The sequence below is a fragment of the Thauera aromatica K172 genome (assembly GCF_003030465.1).
In the GTDB taxonomy this organism is placed as follows: domain Bacteria; phylum Pseudomonadota; class Gammaproteobacteria; order Burkholderiales; family Rhodocyclaceae; genus Thauera; species Thauera aromatica.
Genome location: NZ_CP028339.1, coordinates 1,453,640 through 1,469,057 on the forward strand (window position 1 = coordinate 1,453,640; position 15,418 = coordinate 1,469,057).

18 protein-coding genes are annotated in these 15,418 nt (G+C 67.1%); 9 read left to right on the forward strand and 9 right to left on the reverse strand.

Annotated features, from left to right (window positions below; genetic code table 11):
- Window positions 1–11: 11 nt before the first annotated feature.
- Entirely contained in the window at window positions 12–1,478 is a 1,467-nt protein-coding gene (gene sufB / locus Tharo_RS06930) for a Fe-S cluster assembly protein SufB (RefSeq protein WP_107220573.1), read from the reverse strand.
- Window positions 1,479–1,482: 4 nt separating this feature from the next.
- Window positions 1,483–1,983 (reverse strand): SUF system Fe-S cluster assembly regulator, encoded by a 501-nt coding sequence (locus Tharo_RS06935; protein ID WP_107220574.1) that lies wholly within the window; start codon window positions 1,981–1,983, stop codon window positions 1,483–1,485.
- Window positions 1,984–2,238: 255 nt separating this feature from the next.
- Between Tharo_RS06935 and Tharo_RS06940 the strand changes: the two genes are divergently transcribed.
- The 4 genes from Tharo_RS06940 to Tharo_RS06955 all read left to right on the forward strand — a co-directional run bounded on the left by Tharo_RS06940 (window position 2,239) and on the right by Tharo_RS06955 (window position 5,732).
- Window positions 2,239–2,469: a hypothetical protein gene (locus Tharo_RS06940; RefSeq protein ID WP_107222346.1), complete on the forward strand. Its 231-nt coding sequence runs from the start codon at window positions 2,239–2,241 to the stop codon at window positions 2,467–2,469.
- On the forward strand, window positions 2,462–3,004 hold the full coding sequence (locus Tharo_RS06945; RefSeq protein ID WP_245881025.1) for a sterol desaturase family protein: 543 nt from the start codon (window positions 2,462–2,464) through the stop codon (window positions 3,002–3,004). The genes Tharo_RS06940 and Tharo_RS06945 overlap by 8 nt, the downstream gene beginning before the upstream one ends.
- Window positions 3,005–3,135: 131 nt before the next feature.
- Window positions 3,136–3,723 carry a biliverdin-producing heme oxygenase gene (locus tag Tharo_RS06950; RefSeq protein WP_159051667.1) on the forward strand — a complete coding sequence of 196 codons (588 nt, stop codon included), beginning with the start codon at window positions 3,136–3,138 and terminating at the stop codon, window positions 3,721–3,723.
- On the forward strand, window positions 3,720–5,732 hold the full coding sequence (locus Tharo_RS06955) for a bifunctional diguanylate cyclase/phosphodiesterase (RefSeq protein WP_107220577.1): 2,013 nt from the start codon (window positions 3,720–3,722) through the stop codon (window positions 5,730–5,732). The genes Tharo_RS06950 and Tharo_RS06955 overlap by 4 nt, the downstream gene beginning before the upstream one ends.
- 59 nt (window positions 5,733–5,791) lie before the next feature.
- Here the strand turns inward: Tharo_RS06955 and gstA are convergent, their stop codons facing one another.
- The 3 genes from gstA to Tharo_RS06970 form a co-directional block, all read right to left on the reverse strand.
- Entirely contained in the window at window positions 5,792–6,397 is a 606-nt protein-coding gene (gene gstA / locus Tharo_RS06960; RefSeq protein WP_107220578.1) for a glutathione transferase GstA, read from the reverse strand.
- 103 nt (window positions 6,398–6,500) lie between these two features.
- On the reverse strand, window positions 6,501–6,920 hold the full coding sequence (locus Tharo_RS06965) for a type II toxin-antitoxin system VapC family toxin (protein ID WP_107220579.1): 420 nt from the start codon (window positions 6,918–6,920) through the stop codon (window positions 6,501–6,503).
- Window positions 6,917–7,174 carry a FitA-like ribbon-helix-helix domain-containing protein gene (locus Tharo_RS06970; protein ID WP_107220580.1) on the reverse strand — a complete coding sequence of 86 codons (258 nt, stop codon included), beginning with the start codon at window positions 7,172–7,174 and terminating at the stop codon, window positions 6,917–6,919. Before Tharo_RS06970 ends, Tharo_RS06965 begins: the two co-directional genes overlap by 4 nt.
- 258 nt (window positions 7,175–7,432) lie before the next feature.
- Here Tharo_RS06970 and Tharo_RS06975 point away from each other — a divergent pair, with 258 nt between their 5' ends.
- Window positions 7,433–8,263, forward strand: a complete 831-nt coding sequence (locus Tharo_RS06975) for a hypothetical protein (protein WP_159051668.1) — start codon at window positions 7,433–7,435, stop codon at window positions 8,261–8,263.
- Between the two features lie 149 nt (window positions 8,264–8,412).
- On the opposite strand, the gene Tharo_RS06980 is transcribed toward Tharo_RS06975, so the two are convergent.
- Window positions 8,413–9,684 (reverse strand): bifunctional O-acetylhomoserine aminocarboxypropyltransferase/cysteine synthase, encoded by a 1,272-nt coding sequence (locus Tharo_RS06980; protein ID WP_107220582.1) that lies wholly within the window; start codon window positions 9,682–9,684, stop codon window positions 8,413–8,415.
- 187 nt (window positions 9,685–9,871) lie between these two features.
- On the opposite strand from Tharo_RS06980, the gene Tharo_RS06985 reads away from it, so the two are divergent.
- The 4 genes from Tharo_RS06985 (at window position 9,872) to Tharo_RS07000 (ending at window position 12,383) form a co-directional block, all read left to right on the forward strand.
- On the forward strand, window positions 9,872–10,147 hold the full coding sequence (locus tag Tharo_RS06985) for a type II toxin-antitoxin system TacA family antitoxin (protein ID WP_107220583.1): 276 nt from the start codon (window positions 9,872–9,874) through the stop codon (window positions 10,145–10,147).
- A complete protein-coding gene (locus Tharo_RS06990; protein ID WP_107220584.1) occupies window positions 10,148–10,648 on the forward strand; it encodes a GNAT family N-acetyltransferase in 501 nt (166 codons plus the stop codon).
- A 20-nt stretch (window positions 10,649–10,668) separates the two neighbouring features.
- Window positions 10,669–11,064: a DUF423 domain-containing protein gene (locus Tharo_RS06995; protein ID WP_107220585.1), complete on the forward strand. Its 396-nt coding sequence runs from the start codon at window positions 10,669–10,671 to the stop codon at window positions 11,062–11,064.
- Window positions 11,065–11,192: 128 nt separating this feature from the next.
- On the forward strand, window positions 11,193–12,383 hold the full coding sequence (locus Tharo_RS07000; protein ID WP_107220586.1) for a class I SAM-dependent rRNA methyltransferase: 1,191 nt from the start codon (window positions 11,193–11,195) through the stop codon (window positions 12,381–12,383).
- Window positions 12,384–12,524: 141 nt separating this feature from the next.
- Here the strand turns inward: Tharo_RS07000 and Tharo_RS07005 are convergent, their stop codons facing one another.
- The 3 genes from Tharo_RS07005 to Tharo_RS07015 all read right to left on the reverse strand — a co-directional run bounded on the left by Tharo_RS07005 (window position 12,525) and on the right by Tharo_RS07015 (window position 15,412).
- Window positions 12,525–13,685 (reverse strand): response regulator, encoded by a 1,161-nt coding sequence (locus Tharo_RS07005; protein WP_107220587.1) that lies wholly within the window; start codon window positions 13,683–13,685, stop codon window positions 12,525–12,527.
- Between the two features lie 58 nt (window positions 13,686–13,743).
- Window positions 13,744–14,100 (reverse strand): Hpt domain-containing protein, encoded by a 357-nt coding sequence (locus tag Tharo_RS07010; protein WP_159051669.1) that lies wholly within the window; start codon window positions 14,098–14,100, stop codon window positions 13,744–13,746.
- A 106-nt stretch (window positions 14,101–14,206) separates the two neighbouring features.
- Window positions 14,207–15,412, reverse strand: coding sequence for an EAL domain-containing response regulator (locus Tharo_RS07015; RefSeq protein ID WP_107220589.1), 1,206 nt, complete (start codon window positions 15,410–15,412; stop codon window positions 14,207–14,209).
- Window positions 15,413–15,418 lie beyond the last annotated feature (6 nt).

Here is a 15,418-nt window from a genome sequence, read left to right on the forward strand (position 1 = left end):
CCCGTTGTTCCTTAGCCGACGCTGCCTTCGAGGCTCACGCCCAACAGTTTCTGTGCTTCCACCGCAAATTCCATCGGCAGTTCCTTGAACACTTCGCGGCAGAAGCCATTGACGATCATCGACACCGCGTCCTCGGCGCTGATGCCGCGCTGCATCGCGTAGAACAGCTGGTCCTCGCCGATGCGCGAGGTGGTGGCCTCGTGCTCCACATGCGCCGTGGGGTGGCGCACCTCGATCGTCGGGAAGGTGTGCGCCGCGCAGCGGTCGCCGATCAGCAGCGAATCGCACTGGGTGTAGTTGCGCGCACCTTCGGCCTTCGGCGTGACTTTCACCAGGCCGCGGAAGGTGTTGCTGCCGCGCCCGGCGGAGATGCCCTTGCTGAGGATGGTGCTTTTCGTGTTGCGCCCCATGTGGATCATCTTGGTGCCGGTGTCGGCCTGCTGCAGGTTGTTGGTGAGCGCCACCGAGTGGAAATCGCCTACCGACGAGTCGCCGCGCAGGATCACGCTCGGGTACTTCCAGGTGATCGCCGAGCCGGTCTCGACCTGGGTCCACGAGATGTGCGAGCGTGCGCCGCGGCAGTCGCCGCGTTTGGTGACGAAGTTGTAGATGCCGCCCTTGCCGTCCTTGTCGCCCGGATACCAGTTCTGCACCGTCGAATACTTGATCTTGGCGTCGTCGAGCGCGATCAGCTCGACGACCGCGGCGTGGAGCTGGTTCTCGTCGCGCATCGGCGCGGTGCAGCCTTCGAGGTAGCTGACCGAGGCGCCTTCCTCGGCAATGATCAGCGTGCGCTCGAACTGGCCGGTGTCGCGCGCGTTGATGCGAAAGTAGGTGGACAGCTCCATCGGGCACTTCACGCCCTTGGGGATGAAGACGAAGGAGCCGTCGGAGAACACCGCCGAGTTGAGTGCGGCATAGAAGTTGTCGCCCGGCGGCACCACCGTGCCGAGGTACTTCTGCACCAGCGCGGGGTGGTTCTTCACCGCCTCGGAAAACGCACAGAAGACGATGCCGTGCTCGGCGAGCTCCTTCTGGAAGGTGGTTGCCACGGACACCGAGTCGAACACCGCATCCACCGCCACGCCGGCCAGCCGTGCGCGCTCGTGCAGCGGCACGCCGAGCTTCTCGAACGTGCGCAGCAGCTCGGGGTCGACTTCGTCGAGGCTCTTGGGGCCGTCCTTCTTCGACTTCGGCGCCGAGTAGTAGACGATGTCCTGGAAGTCGATCGACGGGAAGTGCACTGCGGCCCAGGTGGGGGGGCGCATCGTCAGCCAGTGGCGATAGGCTTCGAGCCGCCACTCGAGCATCCAGTCGGGTTCGCCCTTGCGCGCCGAGATCAGGCGGATGATGTCTTCGGACAAACCCTTGGGCACGGTGTCGGTATCGAGCCGGGTTTCGAAGCCGGCGGTGTAGTCTTGCTCGAGATAGGCGCCGAGGGCGTCGCTGCGCGAGGGGGTGATGGTCGGGGCGTTCATGTGCTCAGTCCTCCTGGTGGTCTAGCCTGGTCAGGCGTGCCGTCCCCGGGTGAGGCTCGGGGCCGTGCACCCGGTGTTCGGTGATGCTGGACGCCGGGCCGTGGGGGTGGATCATGTCGGCGACGCTGACATCCTCCAGCGCGCGCCGGACGACGCCGTTGATGCGCTGCCAGTTGTCGCGGATGCGGCAGCCCGTTTCCAGCGAACACAGTCCGCTGCCGGCGCTGCACTCGGTAAGGCCGAAAGGCTGCTCCTCGAGCGCATCGACGATGTGCGCCATGTTGATCTGCTGCGGCGGGCGCGCCAGCGCATAGCCACCGCTGGCGCCGCGGTGGCTGTTTACCAGGGCATGACGGCCGAGCGCCTTCAGCACCTTGCTCACGGTCGGTACACCCAGCCCCAGCGTTTCGGCCAGCTCGGTGGCGCTGTGCAGGCGTTCGGGACGACTGGCCATGTGGGCCAGGATCAGGGTGCCGTAGTCGGTAAGCTTGCTAATGCGCAACATGCCGGGGTGTCCGCTTGTGTTCGTGGTTAAACAGTACTAAAACAGTTCCGTATGGTCAAGCATGATTCACCCAACAGCAGGATTCGCCCTTTGCGGCGCGCGCTGCCGCCTTGCACACTGCCCGTGTCCGCATGAGGGGCTGCGGCGCGCAGGGCTGCGCCGGGCCGGTGGTGCGATCTATGATGGGAAGGGATGAGGCGGAGTGTCCGGCAGCGGATGCGGGATCGCCTTCTTGAAATCGGAGCCGGTTCGACGATGGAACTCATGTGCGGTCATGTCTATGCGGTTCGCCTGTGCAGCGGCGAGCTGCGGCGCTGGCGCTTCGACGGGGTTGACGGCGGCGGGCTCGCCTGGTGGCGGGACGAAGAGACCGGACTCGGTTTTTCCGAGGCCAGCCTGATGTACGCCTGGGAAATCGCCACCGCGGAAGGCGCCGGAGAGGCGCATGGTGGAGGGGCGCACGGCGGGGAGGGCGAGCGTGAATGAGCCGGGGTTCGACCGGATCGCGCTCGCGTATCCGGCTTCGCTGATCGTGCCTGCCGCCGGCTTCGTCGTCGTTGGCGGCAACGTCTTGCGGGCATCAATGGGCAGCGCAAGGCTGGTAGCGATGTTTGCCGCCGGCCTGGCGCTGTGGACGCTGGTGGAGTACGTGCTCCACCGTTACCTGCTGCACGGCGTCGAGCCTTTTCGCCGCTGGCACATGGCACACCATCTCGACGCCGACCTGCCGATCCGCATTCCGTTGCCGTTCAGCCTGGTGCTGGTGCTGGCGCTGATCGGCCTGCCGTCGGTGCTGGTGTGGAACAAGGCCTTGGCCAGTGCGCTGTCGGCGGGGCTGCTGCTCGGCCATCTGGCCCAGGAAGTGGTGCACCATCGTCTGCACCGGAATGAGGATGGTGGCGGCTGGTGGGCGGCGCAGCGGCGGCATCACCGGCATCACCACTTCAACGACCCGGAGCGTGCGTTCGGCACCCTGACCGCCTTCTGGGACCGGATCTTCGGCACCCTGCCGCGGCCTTGAGGCCGGCCCGGCGGTTGCGGCCTCCCCTGAACCGTCGTCATTTACGTATCATGCACTGGCGCCGTCGCGCGACTCCGGCCACCGCCGGCAGGGTTGATGCCCGTTTCCTTTCTCCAGGATCGCCGTTTTCCATGACTCGGGACCTGCACGCGCTGCTCCGGCAGCAGACCGCCGACCTCCACCGCCGCCTCGACAGCGCACCGGCATTGCTCGCGCTGATGCGCCCCGGGCTGACGCCGCGGGCTTATGCCGAGGCACTCCGACGCTACGAAGCGGCCCATGCCGGCGTCGAGCCTGCCCTCCAGGTGCTGGCGCCGGCCTGCCCTCCTGGCTTGCCGCCCTACCGTTCGCGCCTGCCGGCGCTGCATGCCGACCTCGCCTGGCTGCAGGCGCCTCCGCCGGCCCCGCCGGAGCGGAGTGGGGCGGGGCCGGCGATGGGGCCTGCCGCCTACCTCGGCATGCGCTATGTCCTCGAAGGCTCGACGCAAGGCGCGCGAGTCATTTCCGCCCGCCTCGCCCGCCATCTGCCGCAGGCCTGCGAACAGGCCTCCGCGTTCTGGCGCCTGCAGGCCTGTGCGGCAGCGGGCTGGCCCGCCCTGTGCGCCTGCCTCGACCGCCCTCCCCGCGATGCAGTTGAGCAGGCGGACATCCTGCAGGGAGCGCGGTTCGCTTTCGCTACGTTCATCGACGTGTTCCTTGCCGCGGAGCCGCCATCGTGATCAACGCCCCTTTCGGCGACTGCAAGAGCGCCGCGCTTCACCTCGCCGACAGCATCCAGCCGTCCGGTGCGCTGCTCGTCATCGAACGCCGGGGTGGGCAGATCTGCGCGCTGTCGGCCAATGTCGAAGCCTGGCTCGGCCTGCCCCCGCAGGCCTTGCTCGGCGCGCCATCCTCCGCGGTCCTGCCGGTCGCAATCCGGCCGCTGCTGGCGGCGCTGCCGGGAGCGACGGAAGGGCGGGACGCTCCCGGGGCGGCGCAGGTGCGGCTGTGCGCGGCCGACTGCAACGGGCGCAGCCTGATCGCCGCGCTGCATTTCGCCGGGCCGCACCTCGTCCTCGAACTGGAAGCGGGAAGCGTGCCTTCGTTCGGCCAGCGGGAGCAGGTGCTGGCGGCCGGCATGGCGGCCCTGGCGGCGACCGATTCCGAGGAGGCCGCGGCGCAGGTCCTGATGCAGCAGGTGGCCGACGTCACCGGCTACGATCGGGTGATGCTCTACCGGTTTCTGCCCGGCTGGCACGGCAAGGTCATCGACGAGGCGCTGCGGCCCGGCGTGGAAGGTTTCCTCGGCCTGCATTTCCCTGCCGGGGATGTGCCTGCCAACGCCCGCCGCCTGTACTTGATGAAACGCCAGCGGGTCATCGCCGATGTCGATGCCGAGCCGGTGCCGGTACTCTCCGCGGTCGATGGGCTGAGCGTCGATCTCACCCATGCCGAACTGCGCGCGGTGCATCCGGTGCACGTCCAATACCTCAGGAACATGGGGGTGGCGGCTTCGTTCAGCGTATCGGTGGTGGCCGCAGGCCGGCTCTGGGGCCTGATCGCCTGTCATCACCTGGAGCCGAAGACGGTGTCCTTCGCCGACCGCCAGCTGTGCGAGCAGCTGGCCACGGTGACCTCGATCCACATGAGCGATCTGCAGCGCTTGGCGCACGAGCAAGCCCGCCATGCCCATCATTCGGCCCGTGCCGAGGCCAGGATGATGCTGCAGGCGGGTGGTGGCGGCAAGCAGGCCATCGCCACCCAGCTCGTGCATATCCGCACCGCTTTCGGCGCGCACGGGGGCTGGGCCCGGCTCGACGGGCGCAACCACTACAGCGGCGATGTCCCCGACACCAGCAGTCTGGACGTGCTGAAAAACTGGCTCGACGGCTGCGCGCGCGAGCAGGTTTCGTCCTACGACGCGATCCCCGCGGCACTGGAAACCTGCCCGGCGCTGCTCCGCCTGGCCAGCGGCCTGCTCTACATCCCGCTGGACGGGCAGGATTTCATCGCGCTGTTGCGCGCCGAACAGCCGGAAAACGTCGCCTGGGCCGGCAGGCCGTCATCACATTCGGCAGGCGCCGATCCGCAGCATGCACTCGGTCCGCGGACTTCGTTCCAGATCTGGCGTGAACAGACGCACGGCCAGGCGAATCCCTGGCGGGACATCGACATCGAGGCTGCCGGCCTGCTGCGTGAAATGCTGCTCGAGCATGTCGAGCGCCTCGACCTGGAGCGCATGGCGCTGACCGATCCGCTGACCGGATTGGGCAACCGCGCCATGTTCGAGCGCACGCTGCAGGAAGCGGTGGACATCGGCCTGCGCGACGACACCCTGTCGGCGCTCCTGATGATCGATCTCGACCGCTTCAAGCCGGTCAATGACTGCTATGGCCACCCGGTCGGCGACGCGCTGCTGGTCGAGGTCGCCGAGCGTCTGCGCCGCCACGTACGCGGACGCGACGTGGTCGCCCGGCTCGGCGGCGACGAATTCGCCGTGATCCAGTTCCACGCCGGCAGCGAGCGCGACGTCGAAGCCGCCGCCGCCCGCATTCTGGATGCGATCCGTGCGCCTTACGCGGTGCTCGGCCACCGCGTCGAGATCGGCGCCAGCATCGGCGCCGCGCTCTGCCCGCGGGATGGCTCCGCGCCGCTGGCGCTGGTGGAACGGGCCGATCTCGCGCTCTACCGGGTCAAGCACGGCGGTCGGGACGGTTTTCGCCTGTTCGATGCCGGCATGCTGCCCTGAACGATGGAGCGGCCCGCACTGGCCGGGGAGCGCTTCGCCCCGGCCTCCGGCGCAACAGCTCAGAGCAGCCCTTCCGCCTTCAGCGCGGCCTGCACCGCCGGGCGGCGGCCGACGCGCTCCAGGCAGGCGGTCACGTTCGGCCACGGCGCAAGATCGAGGCCGATGTATTTGGCCCAGCTCAGCACGGTGAACAGATAGGCGTCGGCGACGCTGAAATCCCCGCCCAGCAGGTAGGCGCGGCCGGCGAGCTGGCTATCGGCGTAGCCGAGCCGGCGCTCGATGTTGGCGCGTGCGGCCTGCTTCCAGTCGTCTCCCGCGGCCGGGTTGAAGAAGGGGCTGAAGGACTTGTGCAGTTCGGTGCCGATGAAGGTCAGCCAGCTTTGCAGGCGGTAGCGTTCGAGCGTGCCGTTGGCCGGTGCGAGCTTCTTTTCGGGGGCCAGATCGGCCAGGTACTGGACGATTGCCGGCAGCTCGGTCAGCACTTCGCCGCTGTCGAGCTGCAGCGCCGGCACGTAGCCCTTGGGGTTGATCGCGGTGTAGTCGGCGCCGCCGGCGGTGCGCCGGGTGCCGAGGTCGACGGTCTCGGTGGTGTAGGGGAGACCGGCTTCCTCGAGCACGATATGCGGGGTCAGCGAGCAGGCACCGGGCTTGATGAACAGTTTCATGTGAGAGTCCTTTTCTGGGTGGAGCGGGATCATCCGGGTGCTGACCGAGGGGGGAGGTTCGTACCCGATGGTGGACGAAATCGGGGTACGTCCCCGATAACACTTATCTGTCCCAGGGATCGATGACAGCCAGGCCGGCAGCCTGGAATGGCCTCGTGTTGCGTGTGGCGACGATCATGCCGCGTGCGGCTGCGGTGGCTGCGATGTAGCCGTCTGCCTTGCCGATGGCCAGACCCTCTGCGCGTGCTCGCGCCATCAGGTCGGCATAGGATTTTGAAGCATCCAGATCAAAAGGCAAAACGCGCCCGGTGAAGGTCGGCAGCACTTCGCGTTCCATGCGCTCCTGGTAGATCGTGCGACGCTTGCCTTGCGGCATGGCTGCCAGACCAAAGCGCAACTCAGCCACGGTAATGGCGGACAGGAAAAGGGTTTCCACGATCTGGGCATCCATCCATGCCAGCACGTTGCGATCGGGTGCAAGCCTCCACAACTCCGAAAGCACGTTGGTATCGAGAACGATCATTCAAAGCTCAGCGGCGCAGCCGGGGTTCTGTCGCGCACGTTGTCGAAGAGGGCGAATTCTTCGTCGGTCAAGCCGCCTGCCTCGCGGGCGATGGAAGCCAGCAGTGTCCCGAGTTTCAGGCGCCCTTCGGGCTTCGCTGCTTGTTCAAGGATGCTGCGAACTTCAGCCTCGGTGCTGCACCCGTGCATGGCGGCGCGAACACGGATGGCGCGGTGCACCTCGTCAGGGATGTTTCGTACGGTGATGGAAGGCATATTGCAAAGCCTCGTGCCGATTGATTTGATTGCACTTTATGATTGTGAGATCAAAAAAGCAATCGGGACATCGCGGCAATCGTGGCCCGTGACCGAGGCTGCGGCCAGCCAGGCACTGCGCTTGGTTGCCGAGAAGTATTTCTGTGCGTATTTGGGGTCATGACAACTGTCATGGGGTGCGCGGGCGTATCCGGCCATGGCGGAGCAGGTCGTGCACGAACTACGGTACATGTACGAACAACGACACCAGGGGGCGCCATGAAACCCAGTTATGCAGTGCTCATCCCGATCGCGGCCGCCGTTGTCGGCTGCGCATCGCCGGTACCGGTTGCGCAGAACTTCGAACTGACGCGCCAGAAGGTCGCGCGGGCGGCGCACCACTGGGACGTGGTGGCCGAGGATGTGGTCAGCCAGACGCTGCAATCGGTGGCCGAGAAGCCGCAGCTACAGGGCCGCGGCTTCTTCGTTACCCCCACGCGCAATACGGCGTTCGAGGTGGCCTTTCGCGACTTCATGATCACGCACCTCGTGCAGCGTGGGGCGACCGTCAGCGAATGCAAGATCGGCTCGCCCGCGGTGCCTGGCTTTGCCCGCGACGGGGCGGATGTCGAGGTCCGCTATCACACGCAGATCATCGTCCATAGCGGAAGAGGGTGGGATTATCAGCCGCCGCGGCTGACGCTCCTGGCTTCCGGTGTCGCGGTGCTGCGCGAGATCTTCCTCGACGATCACGAGGTCGCCGGAGCGCTCACCGGCGTCGCACTCGCGGAGTGGTGGGCCGGTCACATGGCGCGCCCGACCCGGACGGAACTGATCGTCACCACCACGGTGGTCGAGAACAACCGCTTCGTGATGCGGACAAAGGACATCTACTACGTGCCCGATGGCGATGCGCCCCTCTTCACGCAGAAGGTCGCGCGGCGCTCCATGTGCCCCGAGGACAAGACGATGGCGGCCGACGACACCGCCGAGCGGTTGCCGCAGGAGATCGTGACCGAGCTGGCGCGACAGGAAATGCTCGAGCGCGACATGCGCCGGACCAACTCCCAGTGGAAGCCGACCACGCAGCCGCCTGCATATTCGTTCTGAGTGTGCGCCGAGGGGGCGGTCCCCTCGGCATCTCTTTGGCCAGCTTGTCGTACCGCACGCATGGGAGCGGCCCGCTGCTGCTGCACTGCTGCCTGCGGTCTTTAGCAATCGTGGCCTGATCCGTGTTGCTGATTGGATGAGCCGTTCTGTCAGGCGGCGGCCAGGGCCTGGTCGAGGTCGGCGATCAGGTCGTCGATGTGCTCGATGCCGATCGACAGGCGCACCATGTCGGGCGACACCCCGGCCTTGGCCATTTCGGCGGGCGAGAGCTGGCGGTGGGTGGTCGAGGCCGGGTGGCAGGCGAGCGACTTGGCGTCGCCGATGTTGACCAGGCGGGTGATCAGCTTCAGCGCGTCCTGGAAGCGCCCGCCGGCTTCGAAGCCGCCCTTCACCCCGAACGACAGAATGCCCGAGGCGCGGCCGCCCATGTACTTCTGCACCAGGCCGTGGTCGGCGTGGTCGGACAGGCCGGCGTAGTTCACCCACTCGACCTTGGCGTGCTGCTTCAGGTACTCGGCGACCTTGATCGTGTTGGTGCAGATACGGTCCATGCGCAGCGCCAGGGTCTCGATTCCCTGCAGGATCAGGAAGGTGTTGAACGGCGAGATCGCCGCGCCCATGTTGCGCAGGGGCACGACGCGCGCCCGGCCGATGTAGGCGGCGGCACCCAGGGCCTCGGTGTACACCACGCCGTGGTACGACACGTCGGGTTCGTTGAGGCGGTGGAAGCGGGTCTTGTGTTCGGCCCACGGGAACTTGCCGGAATCGACGATGATGCCGCCGATCGAGTTGCCGTGGCCGCCGAGGTACTTGGTCAGGGAATGGACGACGATGTCGGCGCCGTGCTCGAAGGGGCGGCACAGGTAAGGCGAGGGGACGGTGTTGTCGACGATCAGGGGGATGCCGGCGCGGTGGGCGATCTCGGCCAGGCGGCCGATGTCGGTGATGTTGCCGAGCGGGTTGCCGACCGACTCGCAGTAGATCGCCTTGGTGCGCTCGTCGATCAGCGCGGCGAAGGAATCCGGGGTGCGGTAGTCGGCGAAGCGCACTTCGATGCCCAGTTGCGGGAACGTGTGGGCGAACAGGTTGTAGGTGCCGCCGTACAGCGTCGCTGCCGAGAGGATGTTGTCGCCGGCTTCGGCGATGGTCTGGATGGCGTAGGTGATCGCCGCCATGCCCGAGGCCACCGCGAGCGCGCCGACGCCGCCTTCGAGCTGGGCCACGCGCTGCTCGAGCACCGCGGTGGTCGGGTTCATGATCCGGGTGTAGATGTTGCCCTGCACCTTGAGGTCGAACAGGTCAGCGCCGTGCTGGGTGTCGTCGAAAGCGTAGGAAGTGGTCTGGTAGATCGGCACCGCGACCGCCTTGGTGGTGGGGTCGGGCGAATAGCCGCCGTGGACGGCGATGGTTTCGAGCTTCATGGGGTAGGTCTCCTCGTTGGAAATGCCGGGGAGTATAGCCAGCGTGCAGCGGATGTCGAAACAGGCCGGGTCCAGGTGTTCTGACCTGATGGTGGGGCTCTGGCCGATTCGTCGTCCGGCACCTGCCCAATCTTGAGTGGTGTGCACAAATGGCGCACAATGAACGCGTTTTTTGAGGAGATTCCGAATGAGCTCCCTGACCAAGGACACGCGTTTGCACATTCGTTGTGATCAGGAAGTCCGGCGCCTGCTCGACAAGGCGGCCGCGTACGCGCACATGAGTGTGTCGGAGTTCGTTCTGCGCACCGCCGTTGAGCAAGCCCAGACGCTGGTTCGGCAGCACGAGGCGGTCACCTTGTCGTCGCAGGATTTCGCCGCCTTTCTCGATGCGCTGGATGCGCCGGCTGAGCCCGCTCCAGCCCTGCAGCGGGCGTTTGCCCGCCACGCCAAGCAGGTGCGCTGAGTGGAGTACTGCATTCGTGCGCTGGACAGCGAGGTCGAGACAGCCGGTTTCCGGTGCGGGGAGGTGGCGCTGGACGAATATCTGCACCGTTATGCCAGGCAGGACATCAAGCGTGGGGTGGCGCGGGTGTTTGTGGCGAGCCCCGCTGAGCAGGCCCGCGTGCTCGCAGGCTTCTATACCCTCAGCGCCGCCAGTGTTGCCGCTGAGCAGTTGCCCGAGGCACTGCGAAAAAAGCTGCCGCGTTACCCCGTCCCTGCGGCCTTGCTCGGCCGGCTTGCGGTCAGTGAAACGGCGCAGGGGCAGGGGTTGGGTTCGATCCTGCTCGTCGATGCGTGCAAGCGTGTCGCTGCCGCCAGCCAGACGCTCGCGGTGGCGGCCATCATCGTCGATGCCAAGTCGCCGGCTGCGGCCGCGTTCTATCGACATTTCGGCTTTGTCGAACTGCCCGGCCAGCCAGAACGCTGGATGTTGCCGCGAGCCCGTTTCGCCTCACTGGTTTGAGTACTCTTGCGAGTTCTGCGATGAACCGTATTTTTCTTTTCATCGGTGCGCTGTCGGCGTGCATCGCCGTGGGGCTGGGCGCGTTCGGCGCCCATGGTCTGCGCGGGCGGCTGGAAGCGGACATGCTGGCGGTGTTCGAGACCGGGGTGCGCTACCAGATGTACCACGCGCTCGCGCTGGTCGCGCTCGGCCTGGCGCGGCGGCCCGAACCCGGCCGCCTGGCCGCGGCGGCGGGCGGCCTGTTCGTTGCCGGCTCGCTGTGCTTTTCCGGCAGCCTGTACCTGATCGCGCTCGCCGGTGCGCGGGGCATCGGCCTGGTGACGCCGGCCGGCGGCCTGATGCTGCTTGCGGGCTGGCTGGTGCTGGCGCTGGCGACGCTGAAGCCCGTGCCCGCGGCGCCGCCACCGGGCGGCTGAGGGCGGCGTGCCTCGCCGCGGCGTGCGGGTTTGCGCGCAGGCTATGTTTGTACGCAGGCTATGGGCGGGCGCGGTGCGAGCCGGTACACTGCGCCGCCTTACCTTGTGCGATATCGCCCGGAGCCCGCATGGCCCAACTCATCCTCAAGCCCGGCAAGGAGCGTTCGCTGTTCCGCCGCCATCCCTGGATCTTCGCCGGCTCGGTCGAGCGCCTCGAAGGGCGTGCGCGGCCGGGCGACACGGTGACGGTGCTGTCGGCCGAGGGCAAGGCGCTGGCCCGTGCCGCGTTCTCGCCCGCTTCGCAGATCCGCGCCCGGGTGTGGAGCTTCGAGCTCGAAGCGGCGATCGACCATGCCTTCTTCAAGCGTGCGGTGGCGGCTTCGGTGGCGCGGCGGGCGGCGATTCCGGCGCTGCGCGGGCAGGAAGGCGTGCGCCTGATCCACGGTGAATCGGACGGCCTGCCGGGCGTGATCGCCGACCGCTATGGCGATGTGGTGGTGCTGCAGCTGACCAGCGCGGGCGCGGACAAATGGCGCGAGGCGATCGTCGCCGGGCTGGTGCAGGCGACCGGCTGCGCGGCGGTGTACGAGCGTTCCGATTCCGAGGTGCGCGCACTCGAAGGGCTGGAGCCGCGCACCGGCTGCGTGCATGGCGGGCTGCCTGAGGGCGGGCTCTCCATCGTCGAGCACGGCGTGCGCATGGAAGTGGACGTCGAAGGCGGGCACAAGACCGGCTTCTACCTCGATCAGCGCGACAACCGCCTGCTCACCGGCCAGCTCGCTGCCGGGCGCGAGGTGCTCAACTGCTTCTGCTACACCGGCGGGTTCTCGCTGCAGGCGCTCGCCGGCGGGGCGAAGTCGGTGCTCTCGATCGATTCCTCGGCCCCGGCGCTGGCGTCGGCGCGGCGCAATCTGGCGCTCAACCCGCAGCTCGATGGCGCCCGTGCCGAATGGTGCGAGGCCGACGTGTTCAAGGCCTTGCGCGCGCTGAAGGAGGAGGGCCGGCGCTTCGACCTGATCGTGCTCGACCCGCCCAAGTTCGCCCCTTCGGCGGCGCATGCCGAGCGCGCCGCGCGTGCCTACAAGGACATCAACCTGTTCGGCTTCCGCCTGCTCAACCCGGGCGGCATCCTGATGACGTATTCCTGCTCGGGCGGCATCGGCCAGGAGCTGTTCCAGAAGATCGTCGCCGGTGCCGCGATCGACGCTGGCGCCGATGCGCGCATCCTCTACCGCCTGGCGGCCGCGCCCGACCACCCGATCGGGCTGGCGGTGCCGGAAGGCGAATATCTGAAGGGGCTGGCCTGCCAGGTGGGGTGAGACCATCGCCAGCGGCCGGCCCCGCGGCCCCGGGCGAAGCCGAAGCGCGCCGATCGGGCGGCGCAGGAGGGGCGGGCGGGGGGGGTAGCGAAGTCGGGTCGTCGGTGAATTTTCGCACGACGGCGGAGTGTCCCCGGAAAATTAGCCGAGGAGCTTGTCGAGCTTGGTCAGCAAGGTGGCGCGATCGAACGGTTTGGCGATGAAGTCATTGGCGCCTGCCTTGAGGCTGACTTGGACGGTGTGCTTGTCGCTCTTGCCGGTGAGCATGACGAAAGGAATTTTTTCCAGCGCCGGCATCTTGCGGAAGCGGGGCAAGGCCTGCACGCCGCTGATGCCCGGCATCAGGATGTCGAGCAGCACGAGGTCGGGCGTGGTGTCACGGAGAATCCGCAATGCCTCGGTGACATCGTAGGCCACGGTCAGTTCGTATGCGGACGGTTCGAGCTGGTGGGCGACCGTCTTGTGCACGAACTCGTCGTCATCGATCAGGAGGATGCGTGGGCGCACATCCTTGACCATCGCCTTGAGGGCGCGGGCCGACTCGATGTGCGGCGTGCAGTCGTGCTGCAGTTGCTCGGCCCACCGGCGCACCGGCCGGACCGCTTCGGTGAGGCCCTTGAAGTACTCGCGCAATTCGTTCTGCTTGAGTTGGGCGATGTCTTCCTGCAGGCTCTGGAGCGCTTCGGGGTCGTCATGGGCGGCCTGGTCGGCGCGACGGTGGAGGTGATCGAGCGCGCTGCCGATACTTTGCTCGGCCAGGGTGACCGCGTCGTCGACCGAAGCGATGTGCCGGTCGCCTTCGCTCGCTTGCTGCTGGAGCAGTTCTTCGAGGCCGACGATGGATCGCGCCTGCCGGGCGAACTCGCCGAGTACCGGGGGGGTACGCTTGAGCGCCTGCTGTTCGCGCAGGGCGTTATGGACCGACATGCGCAGACGCGGGACGTCATACGTCATCGGCCAGAACATCACGTAGTCGTCGAAGACCGCCTTGCGGCACAGTTCGTAGGCGTCCTGAACGCCGAGCTTGTTGCACAGGACGATAGTGCGGTGTGGCTGCAGATGGATCTTTTCGCTTAGCCGGTACAGTTCCAGGTAGAACTGCTCGGATTTGCTCAGCGTCTTGAAGGCCAGCACCAGGACGTCGGGCGGTCGCAGCTCGAAGAACCCGACGCGCTGCTCCGGGTCCAGCGACAGCAGGACATGCTCGAACTCCGGCGCGAGCTGCTTGCCGATGATGGTGGCGTCGTTGTGATCGTCGGTGACGATCATGATCGTCGCAGGAATCTTCTTGGCGGGGGGCATCTATACAGTCGTTCCGACAGGTTGGCAGGACGCTCCGGTCCTGCTGGGCAGGGGGTGTTCAGGCAAGCAGCCGGTCGATCTCGCCGGCCACGGTGCGTAGTTCGTGCGCGAGCGCTTCGATCGAGGTCTTCAGCTGTGCGATCGGCCGGCCCTGCGCAGCCTCGTCTTCGAGACGCTCGCTCGACGCTCCGAGGGCCATCGCGCCGACCATGCGGGCGTTGGACTTGAGGCGATGGGCGAGGCCGGCGATGCGCTCGACCTCTCCGGCCTGGAGCGCGGCGTGCAGCGCTTCGAGGGTCGTGGTCGCCACCCGGCGGAAGTCGGTCAGGAAGTCGACGACGATTTCCGGCTCATCGCCCACCACGGCCTTGAGGATGTCGAGGTCGAGCGTATCCGTTGTTGGCGGTTGCATCATGTGGTTCTCCTTGGCGAGGCTGGGCACGCGCTGTGCGAGGGCATTTCGCGAAAGGGGGCACGGCCGTCCCATGTCATCGCAGCCGCGGTGGCTGCCGAATGTGTTTTCAATAGAGGTGGTGGGCCGGATTGAAGGAGGCGCGGCCGACCTCCCTGTCGTGGAGCCAAGTGAGCAACTGCTCGACCGGCAGCGCCCGGGCGATGAACCAGCCTTGGGCGACGTCGCAGCCGGCTGCGCGCAGATGGTTCCAGTCGTCGTGGTCTTCGATGCCTTCGGCGACGGTCTTCATCCCCAGCTTGCGGGCCATCTCGAGGCTGGCGTCGAGGATGGTGCGCAGGGCGCCGTCGCGCCAGGCGCCATGGACGAAGCTACGGTCGATCTTCAGCTCGGTGAAAGGGATGTCGCGCAATTGGGTGAGGGAAGAGTGGCCGGTGCCGAAATCGTCGATCGACAGGCCGACGCGCTTGAGGCGCAGGCGGGTGAGGATGTCCAGTGCCGCCTCACGGTTCTTCATCAGATGGCTCTCGGTGACTTCGAAGATCAGCGTGCCCGGCGCCACCCCGGCCCTCGCCGCTTCCTCCTCGACGAACTCGGGGAAGTCCAGGCGCACGAGGTTATCCATCGACACGTTGACCGCCAGTTGCAGGGCGTGGCCCTGCCGCTCCCAGCGCCGGGCGTCGTCCAGCGCGCAGCGCAGCACCGCGCGCATCAACGCGTCGATCAGGCCGTGATCCTCGGCCGTCGTGATGAAGCGATCCGGATAGATCAGCCCGTCTTCCGGGTGCTGCCAGCGCACCAGGGTTTCCACGCCGACCACCGCGCCACTGTGCATGTCGACCTTGGGCTGGTAATGGTTGACCAGCTGGCCGGCGGCGATGCCGTGCGCCAGCGCTTCCGCGCCGTAGGGGGGGGTGGGGGAGGTGCGCTCCTGGCGGGGGTTCGGCAGCGCCTGCAGCAGGTGCTGCAGCTGCCTGCTCGATACCGGCTTGTAGAGCGTGCCCGCGACCTGCAGCTGGTGGGCGCGCGCCAGACGCTCGGCGCTTTGCAGGATGCGCTCGTCCTCGCCGCTGACCAGCACCAGTGCGCCGCGGTAGCCGAGGCGGACGAGGTGGCGGATGAACTCGACGCCGTCCATTTCCGGCATCTGCAGATCGCAGAAGATCAGCCCGGGCGTGTCGGGCTCGTGCTCCAGACGTTCGACCGCGGCGCGGGCGCGCTCGCAAAGCTCGATCTGGGCGAAACCGAGGGTGTGCAACTGGCGGCTCATCAGCCGACAGATGAAGGGGTCGTCATCGACTACCAGGATTCTCATCGGTAT

Excerpts from the sequence above, each read along its gene's own strand:
- sufB (WP_107220573.1), bottom strand. The coding sequence starts at position 1,478 with ATGAACGCCCCGACCATCACCCCCTCGCGCAGCGACGCCCTCGGCGCC.
- Tharo_RS06935 (WP_107220574.1), bottom strand. The coding sequence starts at position 1,983 with ATGTTGCGCATTAGCAAGCTTACCGACTACGGCACCCTGATCCTGGCC.
- Tharo_RS06940 (WP_107222346.1), top strand. The coding sequence starts at position 2,239 with ATGGAACTCATGTGCGGTCATGTCTATGCGGTTCGCCTGTGCAGCGGC.
- Tharo_RS06950 (WP_159051667.1), top strand. The coding sequence starts at position 3,136 with ATGACTCGGGACCTGCACGCGCTGCTCCGGCAGCAGACCGCCGACCTC.
- gstA (WP_107220578.1), bottom strand. The coding sequence starts at position 6,397 with ATGAAACTGTTCATCAAGCCCGGTGCCTGCTCGCTGACCCCGCATATC.
- Tharo_RS06965 (WP_107220579.1), bottom strand. The coding sequence starts at position 6,920 with ATGATCGTTCTCGATACCAACGTGCTTTCGGAGTTGTGGAGGCTTGCA.
- Tharo_RS06970 (WP_107220580.1), bottom strand. The coding sequence starts at position 7,174 with ATGCCTTCCATCACCGTACGAAACATCCCTGACGAGGTGCACCGCGCC.
- Tharo_RS06975 (WP_159051668.1), top strand. The coding sequence starts at position 7,433 with ATGAAACCCAGTTATGCAGTGCTCATCCCGATCGCGGCCGCCGTTGTC.
- Tharo_RS06980 (WP_107220582.1), bottom strand. The coding sequence starts at position 9,684 with ATGAAGCTCGAAACCATCGCCGTCCACGGCGGCTATTCGCCCGACCCC.
- Tharo_RS06985 (WP_107220583.1), top strand. The coding sequence starts at position 9,872 with ATGAGCTCCCTGACCAAGGACACGCGTTTGCACATTCGTTGTGATCAG.
- Tharo_RS06995 (WP_107220585.1), top strand. The coding sequence starts at position 10,669 with ATGAACCGTATTTTTCTTTTCATCGGTGCGCTGTCGGCGTGCATCGCC.
- Tharo_RS07000 (WP_107220586.1), top strand. The coding sequence starts at position 11,193 with ATGGCCCAACTCATCCTCAAGCCCGGCAAGGAGCGTTCGCTGTTCCGC.
- Tharo_RS07005 (WP_107220587.1), bottom strand. The coding sequence starts at position 13,685 with ATGCCCCCCGCCAAGAAGATTCCTGCGACGATCATGATCGTCACCGAC.
- Tharo_RS07010 (WP_159051669.1), bottom strand. The coding sequence starts at position 14,100 with ATGATGCAACCGCCAACAACGGATACGCTCGACCTCGACATCCTCAAG.
- Tharo_RS07015 (WP_107220589.1), bottom strand. The coding sequence starts at position 15,412 with ATGAGAATCCTGGTAGTCGATGACGACCCCTTCATCTGTCGGCTGATG.